At 67.8% G+C, this 15,603-nt stretch carries 11 protein-coding genes; 5 read left to right on the top strand and 6 right to left on the bottom strand.

Annotated elements, in window-relative coordinates; translation table 11 throughout:
• Window positions 1–20: 20 nt before the first annotated feature.
• Window positions 21–629, top strand: a complete 609-nt coding sequence (locus BLV49_RS08985) for a maleylpyruvate isomerase family mycothiol-dependent enzyme (protein WP_091187075.1) — start codon at window positions 21–23, stop codon at window positions 627–629.
• Here BLV49_RS08985 and BLV49_RS08980 read toward each other — a convergent pair.
• The 5 genes from BLV49_RS08980 to BLV49_RS08960 form a co-directional block, all read right to left on the bottom strand.
• Window positions 616–1,359 carry a GH25 family lysozyme gene (locus tag BLV49_RS08980; RefSeq protein ID WP_176980666.1) on the bottom strand — a complete coding sequence of 248 codons (744 nt, stop codon included), beginning with the start codon at window positions 1,357–1,359 and terminating at the stop codon, window positions 616–618. The genes BLV49_RS08985 and BLV49_RS08980 overlap by 14 nt on opposite strands.
• Window positions 1,360–1,381: 22 nt before the next feature.
• The gene (locus BLV49_RS08975; protein WP_091182897.1) at window positions 1,382–3,445 is read right to left on the bottom strand and encodes a glycoside hydrolase family 15 protein; all 2,064 of its coding nucleotides are present in this window, start codon (window positions 3,443–3,445) and stop codon (window positions 1,382–1,384) included.
• Window positions 3,446–3,550: 105 nt separating this feature from the next.
• Window positions 3,551–4,837 carry an adenylosuccinate synthase gene (locus BLV49_RS08970; protein WP_091182892.1) on the bottom strand — a complete coding sequence of 429 codons (1,287 nt, stop codon included), beginning with the start codon at window positions 4,835–4,837 and terminating at the stop codon, window positions 3,551–3,553.
• A 37-nt stretch (window positions 4,838–4,874) separates the two neighbouring features.
• Window positions 4,875–5,354, bottom strand: a complete 480-nt coding sequence (locus BLV49_RS08965; RefSeq protein ID WP_091182889.1) for a DUF3151 domain-containing protein — start codon at window positions 5,352–5,354, stop codon at window positions 4,875–4,877.
• Between the two features lie 170 nt (window positions 5,355–5,524).
• Window positions 5,525–6,493: a hypothetical protein gene (locus BLV49_RS08960; RefSeq protein WP_091182886.1), complete on the bottom strand. Its 969-nt coding sequence runs from the start codon at window positions 6,491–6,493 to the stop codon at window positions 5,525–5,527.
• A gap of 125 nt (window positions 6,494–6,618) precedes the next feature.
• Here BLV49_RS08960 and argG point away from each other — a divergent pair, with 125 nt between their 5' ends.
• From argG to treZ, 4 genes are all read left to right on the top strand, one after another.
• On the top strand, window positions 6,619–8,034 hold the full coding sequence (argG, locus tag BLV49_RS08955; RefSeq protein ID WP_091182882.1) for an argininosuccinate synthase: 1,416 nt from the start codon (window positions 6,619–6,621) through the stop codon (window positions 8,032–8,034).
• Between the two features lie 159 nt (window positions 8,035–8,193).
• A complete protein-coding gene (gene glgX, locus BLV49_RS08950) occupies window positions 8,194–10,392 on the top strand; it encodes a glycogen debranching protein GlgX (RefSeq protein WP_091182877.1) in 2,199 nt (732 codons plus the stop codon).
• Window positions 10,389–12,722: a malto-oligosyltrehalose synthase gene (treY, locus tag BLV49_RS08945; protein ID WP_091182873.1), complete on the top strand. Its 2,334-nt coding sequence runs from the start codon at window positions 10,389–10,391 to the stop codon at window positions 12,720–12,722. Before glgX ends, treY begins: the two co-directional genes overlap by 4 nt.
• Window positions 12,719–14,464, top strand: a complete 1,746-nt coding sequence (gene treZ, locus BLV49_RS08940; protein ID WP_091182869.1) for a malto-oligosyltrehalose trehalohydrolase — start codon at window positions 12,719–12,721, stop codon at window positions 14,462–14,464. Before treY ends, treZ begins: the two co-directional genes overlap by 4 nt.
• Before the next feature lie 182 nt (window positions 14,465–14,646).
• Here treZ and BLV49_RS08935 read toward each other — a convergent pair whose 3' ends face one another.
• Window positions 14,647–15,582, bottom strand: a complete 936-nt coding sequence (locus BLV49_RS08935) for an ABC transporter substrate-binding protein (RefSeq protein WP_091182866.1) — start codon at window positions 15,580–15,582, stop codon at window positions 14,647–14,649.
• Window positions 15,583–15,603 lie beyond the last annotated feature (21 nt).

Below are 15,603 nucleotides of genomic sequence, written 5' to 3'. Positions count from 1 at the left end.
GGTTCGTGCCACGATGAACCATGGCTCGCATCGATACATACGCCCGCGCGTGCCGGGCGTTCACCGACCTTGTCAGCGGCATCCCCGACGACCAATGGACGAAGCCGGCGCTCGGCGTGTGGGATGTCCGCTCCCTCGTCGGTCACACGGCTCGCGCGATCATCACCGTCATCGACTACCTCGACCTCGATCCGGCCACGCAAGTGGACATGCCGACCGCCGGCGACTACTACGGGCAGATCTACCTCGCATACACGAACCCGGAGGCGATCGCGAAGCGCGGCATCGACGCCGGCGTCGCGCTCGGTGAGGAGCCCGTCGCGGCGATCGAACGCCTCGTCGCGCGTGCGATGGCGCTGCTCGAGCAGCAGCCGGGCGATCGGCTGGTCTCTCTCGGCGGCATGGGCATCCCGCTCGACGAGTACCTCAAGACGCGCGTCTTCGAGCTCGTCGTGCACGGCTTCGACATCGCGCGTGCCACGGGCCAGAGCGTCGACTTCCCGCCGGAGCTCATCGAGGATGCTGCCTCGCTCGCCGCAGGGATCGCCGCGCGCAAGGGCGAGGGGGAACGCGTCCTCATGGCGCTCACGGGCCGGGAGCAGCTGCCGGCGGGCTTCAGCGTCGTGTGAGCCCGCTGAGCTCGGCGGCCGTCCCGGCAAAGACGTTCATGTCGACGAAGGGCTCGTCGCCCCGGTAGCCGCGCAGACGGTCACGATTCGAGTACTGCCAGAACGTCCAGTCGCGCTCGTCCGGCAGGTTCGCGGGGCCGATGACGGAGCGGATCCAGATCGGGTTCTCGTCGTATGCGCCCCGCACGTACTCGTCATAGGCCTCGGGCGTCGCGTAGATGACGGCGTCGTAGCCGTAGTGCTCCTTGATGCCCGTGAGCAGCGGGTCGAGGATCGCGCGAACCGCGGACGTCGTCGGGTGCTCGTCGAAGAATCGTCCGTAGAACTCGAGGTCGACGGCGATGGGCAGGTCACCGTCGACCGGCACGGTGTCGACCAGGTGCTTGAGCTGATCGATGCCCGCGCTCTCGAAGCTCAGGAAGTGGTACGCGCCGATCTTCAGCCCGCTCGCCGCGGCTCCTGCCCAGTTCTCCTCGAATCGCGAGTCGACGTAGCTCGAGCCCTCGGTGGCCTTGATGTAGGCGAAGTCGAGGTCCTCCGACGCGAGCACGCGCCAGTCGATCTCGCCCTGGTAGGAGGACACGTCGACTCCGCGCACCGTGTAGCCAGATGCGAAGAGACGGTTCGGCCAGAGCACGCCGGTCACGACGAGGCACGCGTACACGACGAGGACGATGAGAACGGATGCCGCCGGCACGAAGATCCGCGGCCACCTGGTGCGACCGCTCACCGCGCGGCTGTCCGCTGAGTGGTCACCGACGGCGCTCGCTCGAGGTCTCTGCCTGCTCCTTCTTCGCGCCGCCCTGACCGCTCGGGGTCGGCTTGTCCGATTTCGGCGTCTCGCCCTGCTCGCTCGGCGCCTCCGTCTGGCCCGTGTCGTCGTGCTTTTGGCCGCTCGGCCGGTCGCCCAGGTCGGAGTCGGTCTGCGGGCCGCCGGAGTCGCCGTAGTCCTGAGACTTCTCCTCGAGGGGATTGACGTTCTTCCCGTGGTCCTTGCGCCCGCCCGTGTCTTCGCCCTGTTGCGGTTCCTCGCCCTTGAGCTTCTTCTCTGCGCGGGTGATCGCATCCGCGGCGCGCAAGAGTGTCAGGTGCGAGAACGCCTGCGGCGTGTTCCCGACGTGGTGGCCGGTTCGCGGGTCGACCTCCTCCGAGAGCAGTCCCGTCTCGGAGCAGTAGCTTACGAGGCGGTCCATGAGCTTTCGCGCCTCGTCGAGCCGGTTGCTGTGCGCGTACTGCTCGACGAGCCAGAACGAGCACGCGAGGAACGGGTTCTCCCCTGGTGGAAGGCCGTCGACGTTCTCCTCGGTCCGATAGCGCAGCAGCAGCCCGTCGACGAGGAGCTCCTTCTCGATCGCCGCGACCGTCGAGAGCATTCTCGGGTCGTCGTAGTCGCAGTACCCGACTTGCGGAAGCACCAGGAGGGAGGCATCCGTCGTTCCCGACCCGTAGTACTGCGTATAGGAGCCGAGCTTCTTGTCGAAGCCCTTCTCCTCAATCTCTTCGCGGATCTTGTCGCGCAACTTCTCCCAGTCCTCGACGGGGCCGTCGAGTCCGTCGTCGCGCACGGCGCTGATCGCGCGATCGAGCGCGGCCCACACCATGACCCGGCCCTGCGTGAAGTAGCGGGCGGGACCTCGGATCTCCCAGATCCCCTGGTCGGGGCGATCCCAGGTGTCGCAGACGAACCCGACGAGCGCGCGCTGCAGGGGCCATGAGAAGTCGGTCTCGTCGAGACCGGCCTTGCGCGCCTTGTCGAGTGCGACCATGACCTCGCCGATGACGTCGGCCTGGAACTGGTCGACGGCCGCGTTGCCGACGCGCACGGGGCTCGCCCCGCGGTAGCCGGGCAGCGACTCGATGTCGCGTTCGGCCAGGTTCCGCTCCCCCGCGAGACCGTACATGATCTGCACGTCGGCCGGGTCACCGGCGATGGCGCGCAGAAGCCACGCCCGCCAGTTCGCGGCCTCGCTCGTGTAGCTGTGCAGGAGCAGCGACTCGAGCGTGAGAGCAGCGTCACGCAGCCAGACGAAGCGGTAGTCCCAGTTGCGCTCGCCGCCGAACTGCTCGGGCAGCGAGGTCGTGGCAGCGGCCACGATGCCGCCGGTCTCCTCGTGGGTGAGCGCACGCAAGACGAGAAGCGAGCGGATGACTTCGTCGTAGTACGGGCCTTCGTGCTGCACCTTCGACGCCCAGTTCGTCCACCAGTCGTGCGTCTTCTTGAAGCCCTTGTCCACGTCGGGCATCGGCGGTATCGAGCGGTGCGACGGAAACCACGTCATCGTGATGTCGACGATGTCGCCCTCGCTCACGGTGAACTCACCGCGGTGGCTGTGGTTCGACGCCTTGATCTCGAGGCCGCGCAGGGCGACGGCGTCAGGTCCTGCGACTGCGATGATTCCTGGGGCGTCGCCGTCGCGCAGCTGACGCACCCACGGCATCGCCGTGGCGTACCCGAAGCGGAAGCGGAGGTCGACCTCCATCGTGACCGACCCCTGCAGACCGCGAACACGGCGCACGAGGTCCGCCCGACCGTCGCCGTGCGGCATGAACTCGGTGACTTCGACTTCGCCGTTGTGCGTCTTCCAGCGCGTCACGAGGATGAAGGTGTCGCCGTCGTAGCGGCGCGTGCACACCGCGCCGGGGTCGTCGGGGGCGAGCTTCCACCGGCCGTGATCCTTGTCGCCGAGCAGAGCGCCGAACACCGATTCAGAGTCGTATCGCGGCAGGCAGAGCCAGTCGATGCTGCCGTTCGTGCCGATGAGAGCTGCCGTGTGGCAGTCGCTGATGAGTGCGTAGTCCTCGATGTTCTGCGGCATGCATCCAGTCTTACGCACAACGCGGACGATATCGAGGGATGCCGTCCGGGGTTGCGTGACGCTGCCGGCGCGTGCCAGAGGAGGCGTCCGGCGCCTCCGCTCGACTCAGTCGATCAGGTCGTGGCGCACGACGATCGCGTCCCGGCCGGGGCCGACGCCGATCGCGGAGATGCGCGAGCCCGACATCTTCTCGAGCGCGAGCACGTAGTCCTGCGCGTTCTTCGGCAGCTCCTCGAAGCTGCGGCATCCGCTGATGTCCTGCTGCCAGCCCGGGAACTCCTCGTAGATCGGCTTCGCGTGGTGGAAGTCGGTCTGGTTCACGGGGATCTCGTCATAGCGCTTCCCGTCGACCTCGTACGCGACGCACACGGGTATCGTCTCGAGGTCGTCGAGAATGTCGAGCTTCGTGAGCACGAAGTCCGTGACGCCGTTGATGCGTGCCGCATAGCGCGCGATGGGGGCGTCGTACCAGCCGACACGGCGGGGCCGGCCGGTCGTGGTTCCGAACTCGAAGCCCTTCTTGCGCAAGTAGTCGCCGCTCTCGTCGAACAGCTCGGTCGGGAACGGTCCGGCTCCGACGCGGGTGGTGTATGCCTTGACGATGGCGATGACGCGGTCGATCCGGTTGGGCGCCACACCGCTTCCCGTCGCCGCTCCTCCGGACGTCGCGTTCGAGGACGTCACGAACGGGTAGGTGCCGTGGTCGACGTCGAGCATCGTCGCCTGCCCGCCCTCGAACAGCACGATCTTGCCGTCCTCGAGGGCCTCGTGCAGTTCAAGCGCCGTGTCGGTGACCATGGGACGCAGCCGGTCGACGTACGACAGGAGCTCTTCGAGAATCTCCTCGGCGGCGATCGCCCGCCGGTTGTAGATCTTCACCAGCATGTGGTTCTTGGTCTCGAGCGCGCCCTCGATCTTCTGCCGGAGGATGTTCTCGTCGAACAGGTCCTGCACGCGGATGCCGACACGGTTGATCTTGTCGGCGTAGGCCGGGCCGATGCCGCGTCCCGTCGTGCCGATCTGTCGCTTGCCCAGGAACCGCTCCGTGACCTTGTCGAGCGTGCGGTGGTACTGCGTGATGATGTGCGCGTTCGCGCTGATGCGCAGCTTCGACACGTCCACGCCGCGCGCCGAGAGCGCCTCGAGCTCGTGGAAGAGCACCTCGAGGTCGATGACGACTCCGTTGCCGATGACCGGCGTGACGCCTTCGGTGAGGATGCCGGAGGGGAGGAGGTGCAGCGCGTACTTCTCGTTTCCGACGACGACCGTGTGTCCGGCGTTGTTTCCGCCGTTGAACTTGACGACGTAGTCGATGCGGGAGCCGAGCAGGTCTGTGGCCTTGCCCTTGCCCTCATCGCCCCACTGGGCGCCGACGATCACGATTCCTGGCATAGCGGATGCCTCTCTCCTGGGGTTGGCGACTTCGCGGTCAGTCTTCGCCGCGAATCACGAATGCCTCGGTCGACGGGGCGGGCTCCCGCTCGGTGCCGAGGAGTTCGATGCGCGCGGCCGCCGTGTCGTCGGCGTCGCGAAGAAACTGGTCGAGGCGGGCGACTTCGTCCGTCTCGCCGATCAGGTCGGCCGCCTTGCGCAGCGCGTAGAGGGCGCGAAGCACGCCCCGGTTGGGCTCGTGCGACCACGGGATGGGGCCCTGGCCGCGCCAGCCGGCCTTGCGCAGCGCGTCGAGGCCGCGGTGGTAGGCGACGCGTGCGGCGGCGTAGCCCTCAAGCGGGTGCGCAGGGTGCAGAATCCGCTCAGCGTACACCGCCCAGGCAAGCGGCGACGCTGGATGAGCCCTCACGACCTTCGCGATGTCGTCGACGGATGCCGCATTCTCGAGAGCCGCGTCAACCTCAGGCTCTGCGGGGAGATGCGTCTCTGGAACTCCAAGCAGATTGTTTTCGGTCACACCTCATCGTAACAAGGGGCGGCAGACCGCGCCGGGACGCCCGCGCGCCGGCCAGCGGCATCCGTTTCGGTGAATTCCGCCCGCGAACGCTCGTTGGTTCCTGGCAAAGTGCGCGTTTGGCACCGCGAGTGGGTCCTTTGCCACGAACGAATCGGCGCCGCCCGGGTCGGTCAGGCCTCTCCCGCCCAGCCCCGCCGCACGAGTGCCGCACGCGCGCGACGAACGAGTTCGTCGGGGTCGGCAAGCAATCGCGCGGTGACTTGGATGATGATCCATCCGTTCGCGCGAAGTCGCTCGATGCGCTCGACATCGCGCGCGTAGGAAGCGGCGTGAATGACGCCTTGGTATTCGATTCCCACCTTGTACTGCGGGTACGAGATGTCGAGGCAGCCGAGATGGCCGCCGAAGTCGTCGTAGTAGTCCGTATTGAGCACAGGCTCGGGAAGTCCAGCCATGTGCAGGTGATAACGCGTGAGCGACTCGCGCGGCGACCATGAATCGAGCCGAACCAGCGGCAGAGCCGCCCGAAGCTTCGCGATTCCTCGGCGACGCCCCGCGGTCATCGCCTTCTGGAGCCTCTCTGGCGTCGTCAGCGGCGGCGCACCCGGGTTGATCCGGTAGTAGCCCTCCTCGCGCCACACTCGGCAGAAGAAGTCACCGAGAACGACGAGATCCGGCTCGCTCAGCCGCTCCCCCATCATCGCCCAGACGGATGCCGGAGAGGCCACGCGCAGCCCGTCGTACGTCACCACACTGGTCAGACGCTCGTCAAACGAGTGCCCGCGCACGCCGCGCGACACCGAAGCGTTGAGCGGGCGAAACACGCCGACGTGCACCTCATCCTCGTCGGCAAAGGGGAGAGGAGCACCGTAGATGCGCGCCGCCGTCTCGTGGCAGAAGAACTCACCTGCGCGCATGCGGTGCGCGTACGCCCGCGCAAGCCGAACCGAGTCCGCGCGCACCCGCGCGAACTCGTCCGAGTGCTCCTGCCTCACCTCGGGCACCGCGCGAACCCCGTGGAACGGCCGTTGAAGGTCACGGTGGCGCAGTCTGCCCCGCCCGACGCCGCTCTTGAGCGCTTGGTCGATGCTGAAGCTCGAACCGAGCTCGGCGGGAATCGGATCGTGTCGCGCGGCCATGTCAGCACTGTGGCACGAAGCGCATCGTCAGGAGCGAGTTGTCCACAGGCCCTGCACGGCCGGCCGCGCACCGGCCTGCGGCATCCGTTTCGGTGAATTCCGCCCCCGACCTTAAGATTGAGGTCATGTCCAAAGTCCTCACCAGCCTCCCCGTCGGCGAACGCGTCGGCATCGCCTTCTCCGGAGGTCTCGACACCTCCTGCGCCGTGGCCTGGATGCGCCACAACGGCGCGGTTCCGTGCACGTACACGGCGGACATCGGGCAGTACGACGAGCCCGACATCGATGCGGTGCCGGGCCGCGCGACCGAGTACGGCGCCGAGATCTCGCGCCTCGTCGACGCGAAGGCCTCGCTCGTCGAGGAGGGCCTTGTGGCCCTGCAGTGCGGCGCGTTCCACATCCGCAGCGGCGGCAAGACGTACTTCAACACGACGCCGCTCGGCCGCGCCGTGACGGGAACGATGCTCGTGCGCGCCATGAAGGAGGACGGCGTCGACATCTGGGGCGACGGCTCCACCTACAAGGGAAACGACATCGAGCGCTTCTACCGCTACGGGCTGCTCGCGAACCCGAAGCTCCGCGTGTACAAGCCCTGGCTCGACGCGCAGTTCGTCGCCGAGCTCGGCGGCCGCCAGGAGATGAGCGAGTGGCTCGTCGCCCACGGCTTCCCGTACCGCGACTCGGCCGAGAAGGCGTACAGCACGGATGCCAACATCTGGGGCGCCACGCACGAGGCGAAGCGACTCGAGCACCTCGACACGGGCGTCGAGATCGTCGACCCGATCATGGGCGTCGCCGCGTGGCGCGATGACGTCGAGGTGAAGACCGAAGACGTCACCGTCACGTTCGAGGCCGGCCGCCCCGTCGCGATCAACGGCGTCGAGTTCAGCGACCCCGTCGCGCTCGTGCACGAGGCGAACGCCATCGGCGGTCGTCACGGTCTCGGCGTTTCGGACCAGATCGAGAACCGCATCATCGAGGCGAAGAGCCGCGGCATCTACGAGGCGCCGGGCATGGCGCTGCTGCACATCACGTACGAGCGGCTGCTCAACGCGATCCACAATGAGGACACGATCGCGAACTACCACCAGGAGGGCCGCCGCCTCGGCCGACTCATGTACGAGGGCCGCTGGCTCGACCCGCAGTCGCTCATGCTGCGCGAGTCGATCGTGCGCTGGGTCGGCTCGGCCGTCACGGGCTCGGTGACGCTGCGCCTGCGCCGCGGCGACGACTACACCATCATGAACACCGAGGGCCCTCGCCTCAGCTACCACCCCGACAAGCTCTCGATGGAGCGCGTCGAGAACGCGGCGTTCGATCCGACCGACCGCATCGGCCAGCTCACGATGCGCAACCTCGACATCGCCGACTCGCGTTCGCGACTCGAGCAGTACGCGGCGCAGGGCATCGTCTCGGGTGAGACGGCGAAGCTCATGGGCGAGCTGCAGGAGGGCGAGGCCGCCGCGATCTCGAAGGGATCGGAACCCACGGATGCCGAGGCAGCCCTCGACTCCGCGGCGATGGAGTTCGGCACCGACTGATCCCCACGCGTTTCTGTCTTCTCGACCGGATGCCGGATGGGCGCATGACCCTTCCGGCATCCGTGCGCAAGGGCTGGGAATGATCCGGCGGCAGCGGCTATCGTGGCGACTACGGTCGAACGGCCGACACCCCGACGCCCCCGGAAGACAGGGACACGCATGGAGACCTGGCCAGGAAACGCGTATCCGCTCGGCGCCACGTACGACGGCAGCGGAACGAACTTCGCGCTCTACAGCGAAGCCGCGGAGCGCGTCGAGCTCTGCCTGTTCGACGAGACGGGCGCGGAACAGCGCATCGAGCTGAGAGACGTCGACGCGTTCATCTGGCACTGTTACCTGCCCGACGTGCTCCCCGGCCAGAGATACGGGTTCCGGGTCCACGGCACGTACGATCCCGTCGAGGGTCAGCGCGCCAACCCGAACAAGCTGCTGCTCGACCCGTACGCGAAGGCCACGTGCGGATCGTACGACTGGGGACAGTCGCTCTTCTCGTACGATTTCGGCGACCCCGACTCGCGCAACGACGAGGACTCCGCCGCGCAGTCGATGCTCGGCGTCGTCGTGAACCCGTTCTTCGAATGGGCGGGCGACCGGCATCCGCGGACGCCCTACAGCCAGAGCGTGATCTATGAGGCGCACGTCAAGGGCCTCACGCAGCTGAACGAGGAGATCCCCGAGGCGCAGCGCGGCACCTATGCCGGTCTCGCCCACCCGGCCACGATCGATCATCTCCATCGTCTCGGCGTCACGGCGATCGAGCTCATGCCCGTGCACCAGTTCATTCAGGATTCGACGCTTCTCGACCGGGGCCTTCGCAACTACTGGGGTTACAACACCATCGGCTACTTCGCCCCGCACGGCTCCTACTCGGCGACCGGCGACACGGGCCAGCAGGTGCAGGAGTTCAAGAGCATGGTGCGCACGCTGCACGAGGCGGGCATCGAAGTGATCCTCGACGTCGTGTACAACCACACGGCAGAGGGCAACCACCTCGGCCCCACGCTGTCGTTCAAAGGCATCGACAATGAGGCGTACTACCGCCTCGAGCAAGACGACAAGCGCTACTACACCGACTACACCGGCACGGGAAACACGCTCAACGTGCAGCACCCGCACGTGCTGCAGCTCATCATGGACTCGCTGCGGTACTGGGTGACCGAGATGCACGTCGACGGCTTCCGCTTCGACCTCGCCTCAGCCCTCGCGCGCGGACTCTACGACGTCGACCGGCTGTCCACCTTCTTCGAGCTCGTTCAGCAGGACCCGGTGGTGTCGCAGGTGAAGCTCATCGCCGAGCCGTGGGATGTCGGCCCCGGCGGCTACCAGGTGGGCAACTTCCCGCCGCAGTGGACCGAATGGAACGGGAAGTACCGCGACACCGTCCGCGACTTCTGGCGCGGGGAGCCGTCGACGCTTGGCGAGTTCGCGTCTCGGATCACGGGCTCGTCCGACCTGTACGAGCACTCGGGGCGCCGCCCCGTGGCATCCGTCAACTTCGTCACCGCCCACGACGGATTCACCCTGCGCGACCTCGTGTCGTACAACGAGAAGCACAACGAGGCGAACGGCGAAGACGGCAACGACGGCGAGTCGCATAACCGTTCGTGGAATTCAGGGGCGGAGGGCGACACAGACGACCCGGACGTTCTGCGACTGCGCGCTCGCCAACAGCGCAACTTCCTCGCCACCCTGCTGCTCTCGCAGGGCGTGCCGATGCTCTCCCACGGTGACGAGCTGGGTCGCACCCAACACGGCAATAACAACGGTTACGCGCAAGACAACGAGCTGAGCTGGGTGCACTGGGATGCCGCCGACGAACCCCTCATCGAGTTCACGTCGGCGCTCATCCGCCTGCGCTCCGAGCACCCGGTGTTCCGGCGCAGCCGCTTCCTCGACGGGCACCCGGTTCGCCGTGGAGAAGACGAGCCGCTTTCCGACGTCATGTGGCTGTCGCCGAGCGGCGAGGAGATGCAGCCGGAAGACTGGGATGCCGATCTCGCTCGGACGATCGGCGTCTTCTACAACGGGCACGGCATCCGCGAGCGCGACTCACGCGGACGCGCTGTCGTCGACGTCAACTTCCTGCTCTGCTTCAACGCCGACGCCGACGATGTCGACTTCACGCTCCCGCCCGCCGAATACGCCGAGCAGTGGGAGGTCGTCATCGACACGGCCGGCGAGCGAGCGGATGCGATTCCGCGGCTTCCCGGCTCCGTTCAGACGCTCGCTGCCCGTTCGCTCATGGTCCTTCGAGCCTATGAGGGGCCGGAAGCCGAGCCGGACCTGTCGGTGTCTGCTTCACTCGCGGCGCTCAGCGGCGCGGCAGTCGAGGACGCCGACGCGGAGGAGCAGCCATGAGGACACCCCGCTCGACCTACCGGCTGCAGGTCCGCAAGGGTTTCGACCTGGATGCCGCCGGCGAGGTCACCGACTACATCGCGCGTCTCGGCGCGGACTGGCTGTACCTGTCGCCGCTCCTCGAGGCAGAAGCCGGTTCCGACCACGGCTACGATGTCGTCGACCCGAGCCGCCTCGACCCCGCCAGGGGCGGACCTGAAGCGCTGTCGCGGCTCGCGAGCACAGCGGATGCCGCTGGGCGCGGCCTCCTCGTCGACATCGTCCCCAATCACATGGGCGTGGCGACGCCCGAAGCGAACGCGTGGTGGTGGGATCTCCTGACGCACGGGCAGGACTCGCGCTTCGCCGACGCGTTCGACGTCGACTGGGCGGCGGGCGGCGGCAAGATCCGCATCCCCGTTCTCGGTGACGGCGACGCCGAGCTCGACGCGCTCACGGTCACCGACGGGCGCCTCTGCTACTACGACAACCGCTACCCCATCGCGCCGGGCACGGCGCCGGACGGCGCGACGCCGCGCGAGGTGCACGACGCCCAGCACTACGAGCTCGTCTCGTGGCGCCGCGCTGACACCGAGCTGAACTATCGCCGCTTCTTCGCGGTGAACACGCTCGCCGGCATCCGCGTGGAAGAGCCGTGGGTGTTCGAGAAATCCCACGCAGAGATCCTGCGCTGGGTGCACGACGGCCTCGTGCAGGGACTCCGTGTGGACCACCCCGACGGCCTCGCGGATCCGGGCGGCTACCTTCAGGAGCTTCAGGATGGCGCGGGCGGCGTGTATCTGCTCGTCGAGAAGATCCTCGAGGGCGACGAGCTCCTGCCGCCGAGCTGGCCCGTCGCGGGCACGACGGGCTACGACGCGCTCGGCGACGTCGACCGGGTGCTCGTCGATCCCGCCGGGAAACCGCGGCTCGACGCGCTCGAGGCACGCTTGCACGACGCGGCCGGCTCCGCCGCCGAGCTGTGGGCGGAGCTCGTGCGCTCGTGCAAGCGGCGCATCGCCGACGGCATCCTGAATTCCGAAGTCCGGCGCATCGCGCGCTTGCTGCCCGAGGCGCCTGACACGGTCGACGCCGTCGCCGAGCTTCTCACGTGCTTCCCCGTGTATCGCTCGTACCTGCCGTTCGGCGTCGAGCACCTCGACACCGCCGCGCGGGCGGCTCGCGAGCGCCGGCCCGAGCTCGCCGAGACGCTCGCGAGCCTCCTCCCGATGCTGCGTGACAGCGCCCACCCCGCGGCCGTGCGCTTCCAGCAGACGTCCGGAATGGTCATGGCGAAGGGCGTGGAGGACACCGCCTTCTATCGTTACAGCCGCCTCACCTCGCTCAACGAAGTCGGCGGTGACCCGTCGGAGTTCAGCATCGACGTGGCGGAGTTCCACGTGCGGCAGCAGCGAAGGCAGGCCGGTTTCCCCGCCTCTCTCACGGCGCTGTCGACGCACGACACCAAGCGCGGCGAAGACGTCAGGGCGCGCATTTCCGTCATCGCCGAGATCCCCGACGAGTGGGAACGCACCCTCCACGAGCTGCGGGCGCTCGCTCCTCTCGACGACGGTCCGTTCGAGAACCTTCTCTGGCAGGCGGTGATCGGGGCGTGGCCGGCCTCGCGAGAACGACTCGAGGCGTACGCGCTGAAGGCGGCCCGGGAGGCGGCGCATTCGACGACCTGGACCGAGCCGAACGAGCGATTTGAGACGGCTCTCCGCGATCTCGTGACGCGCGCCGTCGAGGATGACGATGTGGTCGCGATCGTGTCGGGCTTCGTGGATCGCGTCCGCGCGGCGGGCTGGTCGAACGGCCTTGCGGCGAAGCTCGTCCAGTTGAGCGCGCCGGGCGTTCCGGACGTGTATCAAGGCAGCGAGGTGTGGGAGACCTCACTCGTCGACCCGGACAACCGCAGACCCGTCGACTTCGCCGTGCTCGATGAGATGCTCGGCCGCATCGACGCAGGGTGGATGCCGCCGGTCGACGACTCCGGCGCCGCCAAGCTTCTCGTGACCTCCCGCGTCCTCCGAGCCCGGCGCGACAACCCCGAGTGGTTCTCGAGGTACCTTCCCGTTCCCGCACAGGGGCCGGCCGCCTCGCACGTCGTCGCCTTCGACCGTGGCGGAGCCGTGGCCGTCGCAACGCGCCTCCCGCTCAGGCTCGCCGAGGCGGGCGGGTGGCACGACACCACGATCGTCGTCGCCCGGCGGCCCGTCGTGGACGTGATCACCGGCACGCGCCATGCCGGCGGCACACTGCTTCTGCGCGACGTGCTCCCCGACTACCCCGTCGCGCTGCTCGTTCCCGCGCACCTGGACCCGGAAGCCACTGCCGAGGAGACGCGATGAGGAAGCCGCAGCCCCCGCTCAGCGTCTGGGCGCCAGACGTGACGGAGGTCACGCTTGTGGCCGACGGGACGGAACGGGCGATGACCCGCGCGTCCGACGGCTGGTGGCATCCGCTCGACGCAGTCGACGACGTCACCGACTACGGCTTCGTCCTCGACGGAGAGGGCCCCTTCCCCGACCCGCGCTCTCGCCGGCAGCCCTCCGGCGTGCACGAGCTCTCGCGCCGCTTCGATCCGAACGCCCACGCGTGGGGCGACCGGTCCTGGACGGGACGCCAGCTCGCCGGCGGCGTCATCTACGAGCTGCACATCGGAACCTTCACCCCGGCGGGCACCCTCGACGCTGCGGTCGAGCGACTCGATCACCTCGTGTCGCTCGGCATCGACTTCGTCGAGCTCCTGCCGGTCAACGCCTTCAACGGCACACACAACTGGGGCTATGACGGCGTGCTGTGGTACGCCGTTCACGAGCCGTACGGCGGACCCGCCGCCTACCAGCGCTTCGTCGACGCCTGCCACGCGCGGGGCCTCGGCGTGATACAGGACGTCGTGTACAACCACCTCGGCCCGAGCGGCAACTACCTGCCGAAGTACGGTCCGTACCTGAGCGAGGGGTCGAACACCTGGGGCTCCTCGCTCAACCTCGACCGCCCCGGCTCCGACACCGTGCGCGACTACATCATCGACAACGCGCTCATGTGGTTCGACGACTACCACGTCGACGGGCTGCGGCTCGACGCCGTGCACGCCCTCGTCGATCACCGTGCGACGCACGTGCTCGAGGAGCTCGCGACGGAGGCAGCTGCGTTCAGCACGTTCCTCGGACGCCCGCTCTCCCTGATCGCGGAATCGGATCTCAACGACCCGACGCTCATCACACCGCGCGAAGCCGGCGGCTACGGCATCGACGCACAGTGGAGCGACGACTTCCACCACGCCGTCCACGTCGCGCTGACCGGTGAGACGAGCGGCTACTACGCCGACTTCGCTTCCCTCGACGCGCTCGCCAAAGTCCTCACGCGGGGCTTCTTCCACGATGGCACGTTCTCGAGTTTCCGAGATCGGCACCACGGCAGACCGATCGACAGTCAGCGGATGCCGGCCTGGCGGCTCGTCGTGGCGAACCAGAACCACGATCAGATCGGCAACCGCGCCGTCGGCGATCGCCTCTCCGCCCAGCTCGACGCGGGACAGCTCGCGATCGCGGCGGCGCTGACCCTCCTCGTACCGTTCACGCCCATGCTGTTCATGGGCGAGGAGTGGGGAGCGTCCACACCGTGGCAGTTCTTCACCTCACACCCGGAGCCGGAGCTCGGCACCGCGACCGCCGAGGGCCGCATCGCCGAGTTCGCGCGCATGGGCTGGGATCCGGCGATCGTCCCCGACCCCCAGGACCCGGCGACGTTCGCCACATCGAAGCTGCGGTGGGACGAGGTGGAGCAGGGCGAGCATGCCGGCATCCTGAGCACCTATCAGGCGCTCCTGCGTCTTCGACGAGAGCATGCCGAGTTCTCGGACCCGCGGCTCACGCTCGTCGAGGTCGCCGTCGATGACGACGAGAAGTGGCTGCGCGTCCGGCGCGGCGAGCTGTCGCTCGTTGTGAACTTCAGCGACGTCGAACGCACGGTGCGAGAAGACGCGTCGGAGATCCTCTTCGCAGCGTCCTCCGGCGCCGCCACCGCGACGCTTGCGGCTGGGCGCATTGCGCTGCCCGCGCACTCGGTCGCTGTGGTCCGGCGATGAGCGAGCAGGAGAGCCGTTGGAGCGCGCGAGAGCATTTTGGCGACTCCCCCATTCGCTGACGGGAGAAGCCACCGGCGCTGGAGATGCGGCACACCGCACCGTGAAGCGCAGACCGTCCTGGGCTTTCAAGAACTCGAGCGCCGCCGAAATCGGCGACGCTCGAGTCATGGGTTGATCTGTCGCTACATGAGACCGGCGTCGGCGAGCCAGTCCTTCGCGATCGTCGCCGGCGAGGCCTTCTCCGAGCCCTGGTTGCGGGCGTTCATGGCGATCAGGTCCTCGGTCGTGAGCTTCTTCGACACGGCCGCGAGCGTCGACGTGAGCTCGTCGGTGACGACCTTCTTGTTCACGAGCGGCAGCACGTTCTGCGGCAGGATCAGGTTCTTCGGATCCTTGAGCGTGACGAAGTCGTTCTCAGCGATCGCCGGAGTCGTCGAGAAGATGTCGGCGACGTTCACGGTGCCGTCGACGAGAGCGCTCACGGTGAGGGGTCCGCCGGAGTCGTTGATCGGGGTGAAGGCGAGGTTGTCGGCGGGCACGCCGTACACGTCCGTCAGGCCGGTCGGGCCGTAGGGGCGCTCCTTGAGCTCCGGGTTGCCGCCGACGATGATCTTCTCGTCCACGTTCGCGAGGTCGGCAAGGCTCGTCACGCCGTATTTCTCGCTGAAGTCCTTTGTGACGTTGTAGCTGTCCTTGTCTTCGGCCTTCGACTGCTCGAGAACCTCGAACCCGTCGGGAACCGCCTTCTGCAAGGCGTCAAAGACCTCGTCGCTCGTCTTCGCGTCGGAGCTGTCGTCGAAGAACTGCAGAAGGTTTCCGCTGTACTCCGGAATCAGGTCGATCGAGCCGTCCTTGAGCGCCGCGATGTAGGCGTCGCGCTGCCCGATCTGCATATTCCGCTCGACGGTGTAGCCCTTCGCTTCGAGCGCCTGCGCGTAGATCTCGGCGATGATCTCCGACTCCGCGAAGCCCGCCGAGCCGATGCTGATGGTCTTGTCACCGGACGCGCCGGTCGAGCCGCCGCCCCCGTCGATCGTGTCGCTGCTGCCGCACGCGCTGAGCGCGAGCGCGGCCGTTACCGCGACCGCTGCCGCGGCGATGCGTCGTGTGGGGAACATGTTGAGGTGCCTCCTTGTGGC

Source organism: Paramicrobacterium humi, from assembly GCF_900105715.1.
In the GTDB taxonomy this organism is placed as follows: Bacteria; Actinomycetota; Actinomycetes; order Actinomycetales; family Microbacteriaceae; genus Paramicrobacterium; species Paramicrobacterium humi.
This window is presented reverse-complemented; position numbering and strand designations above follow the sequence as displayed.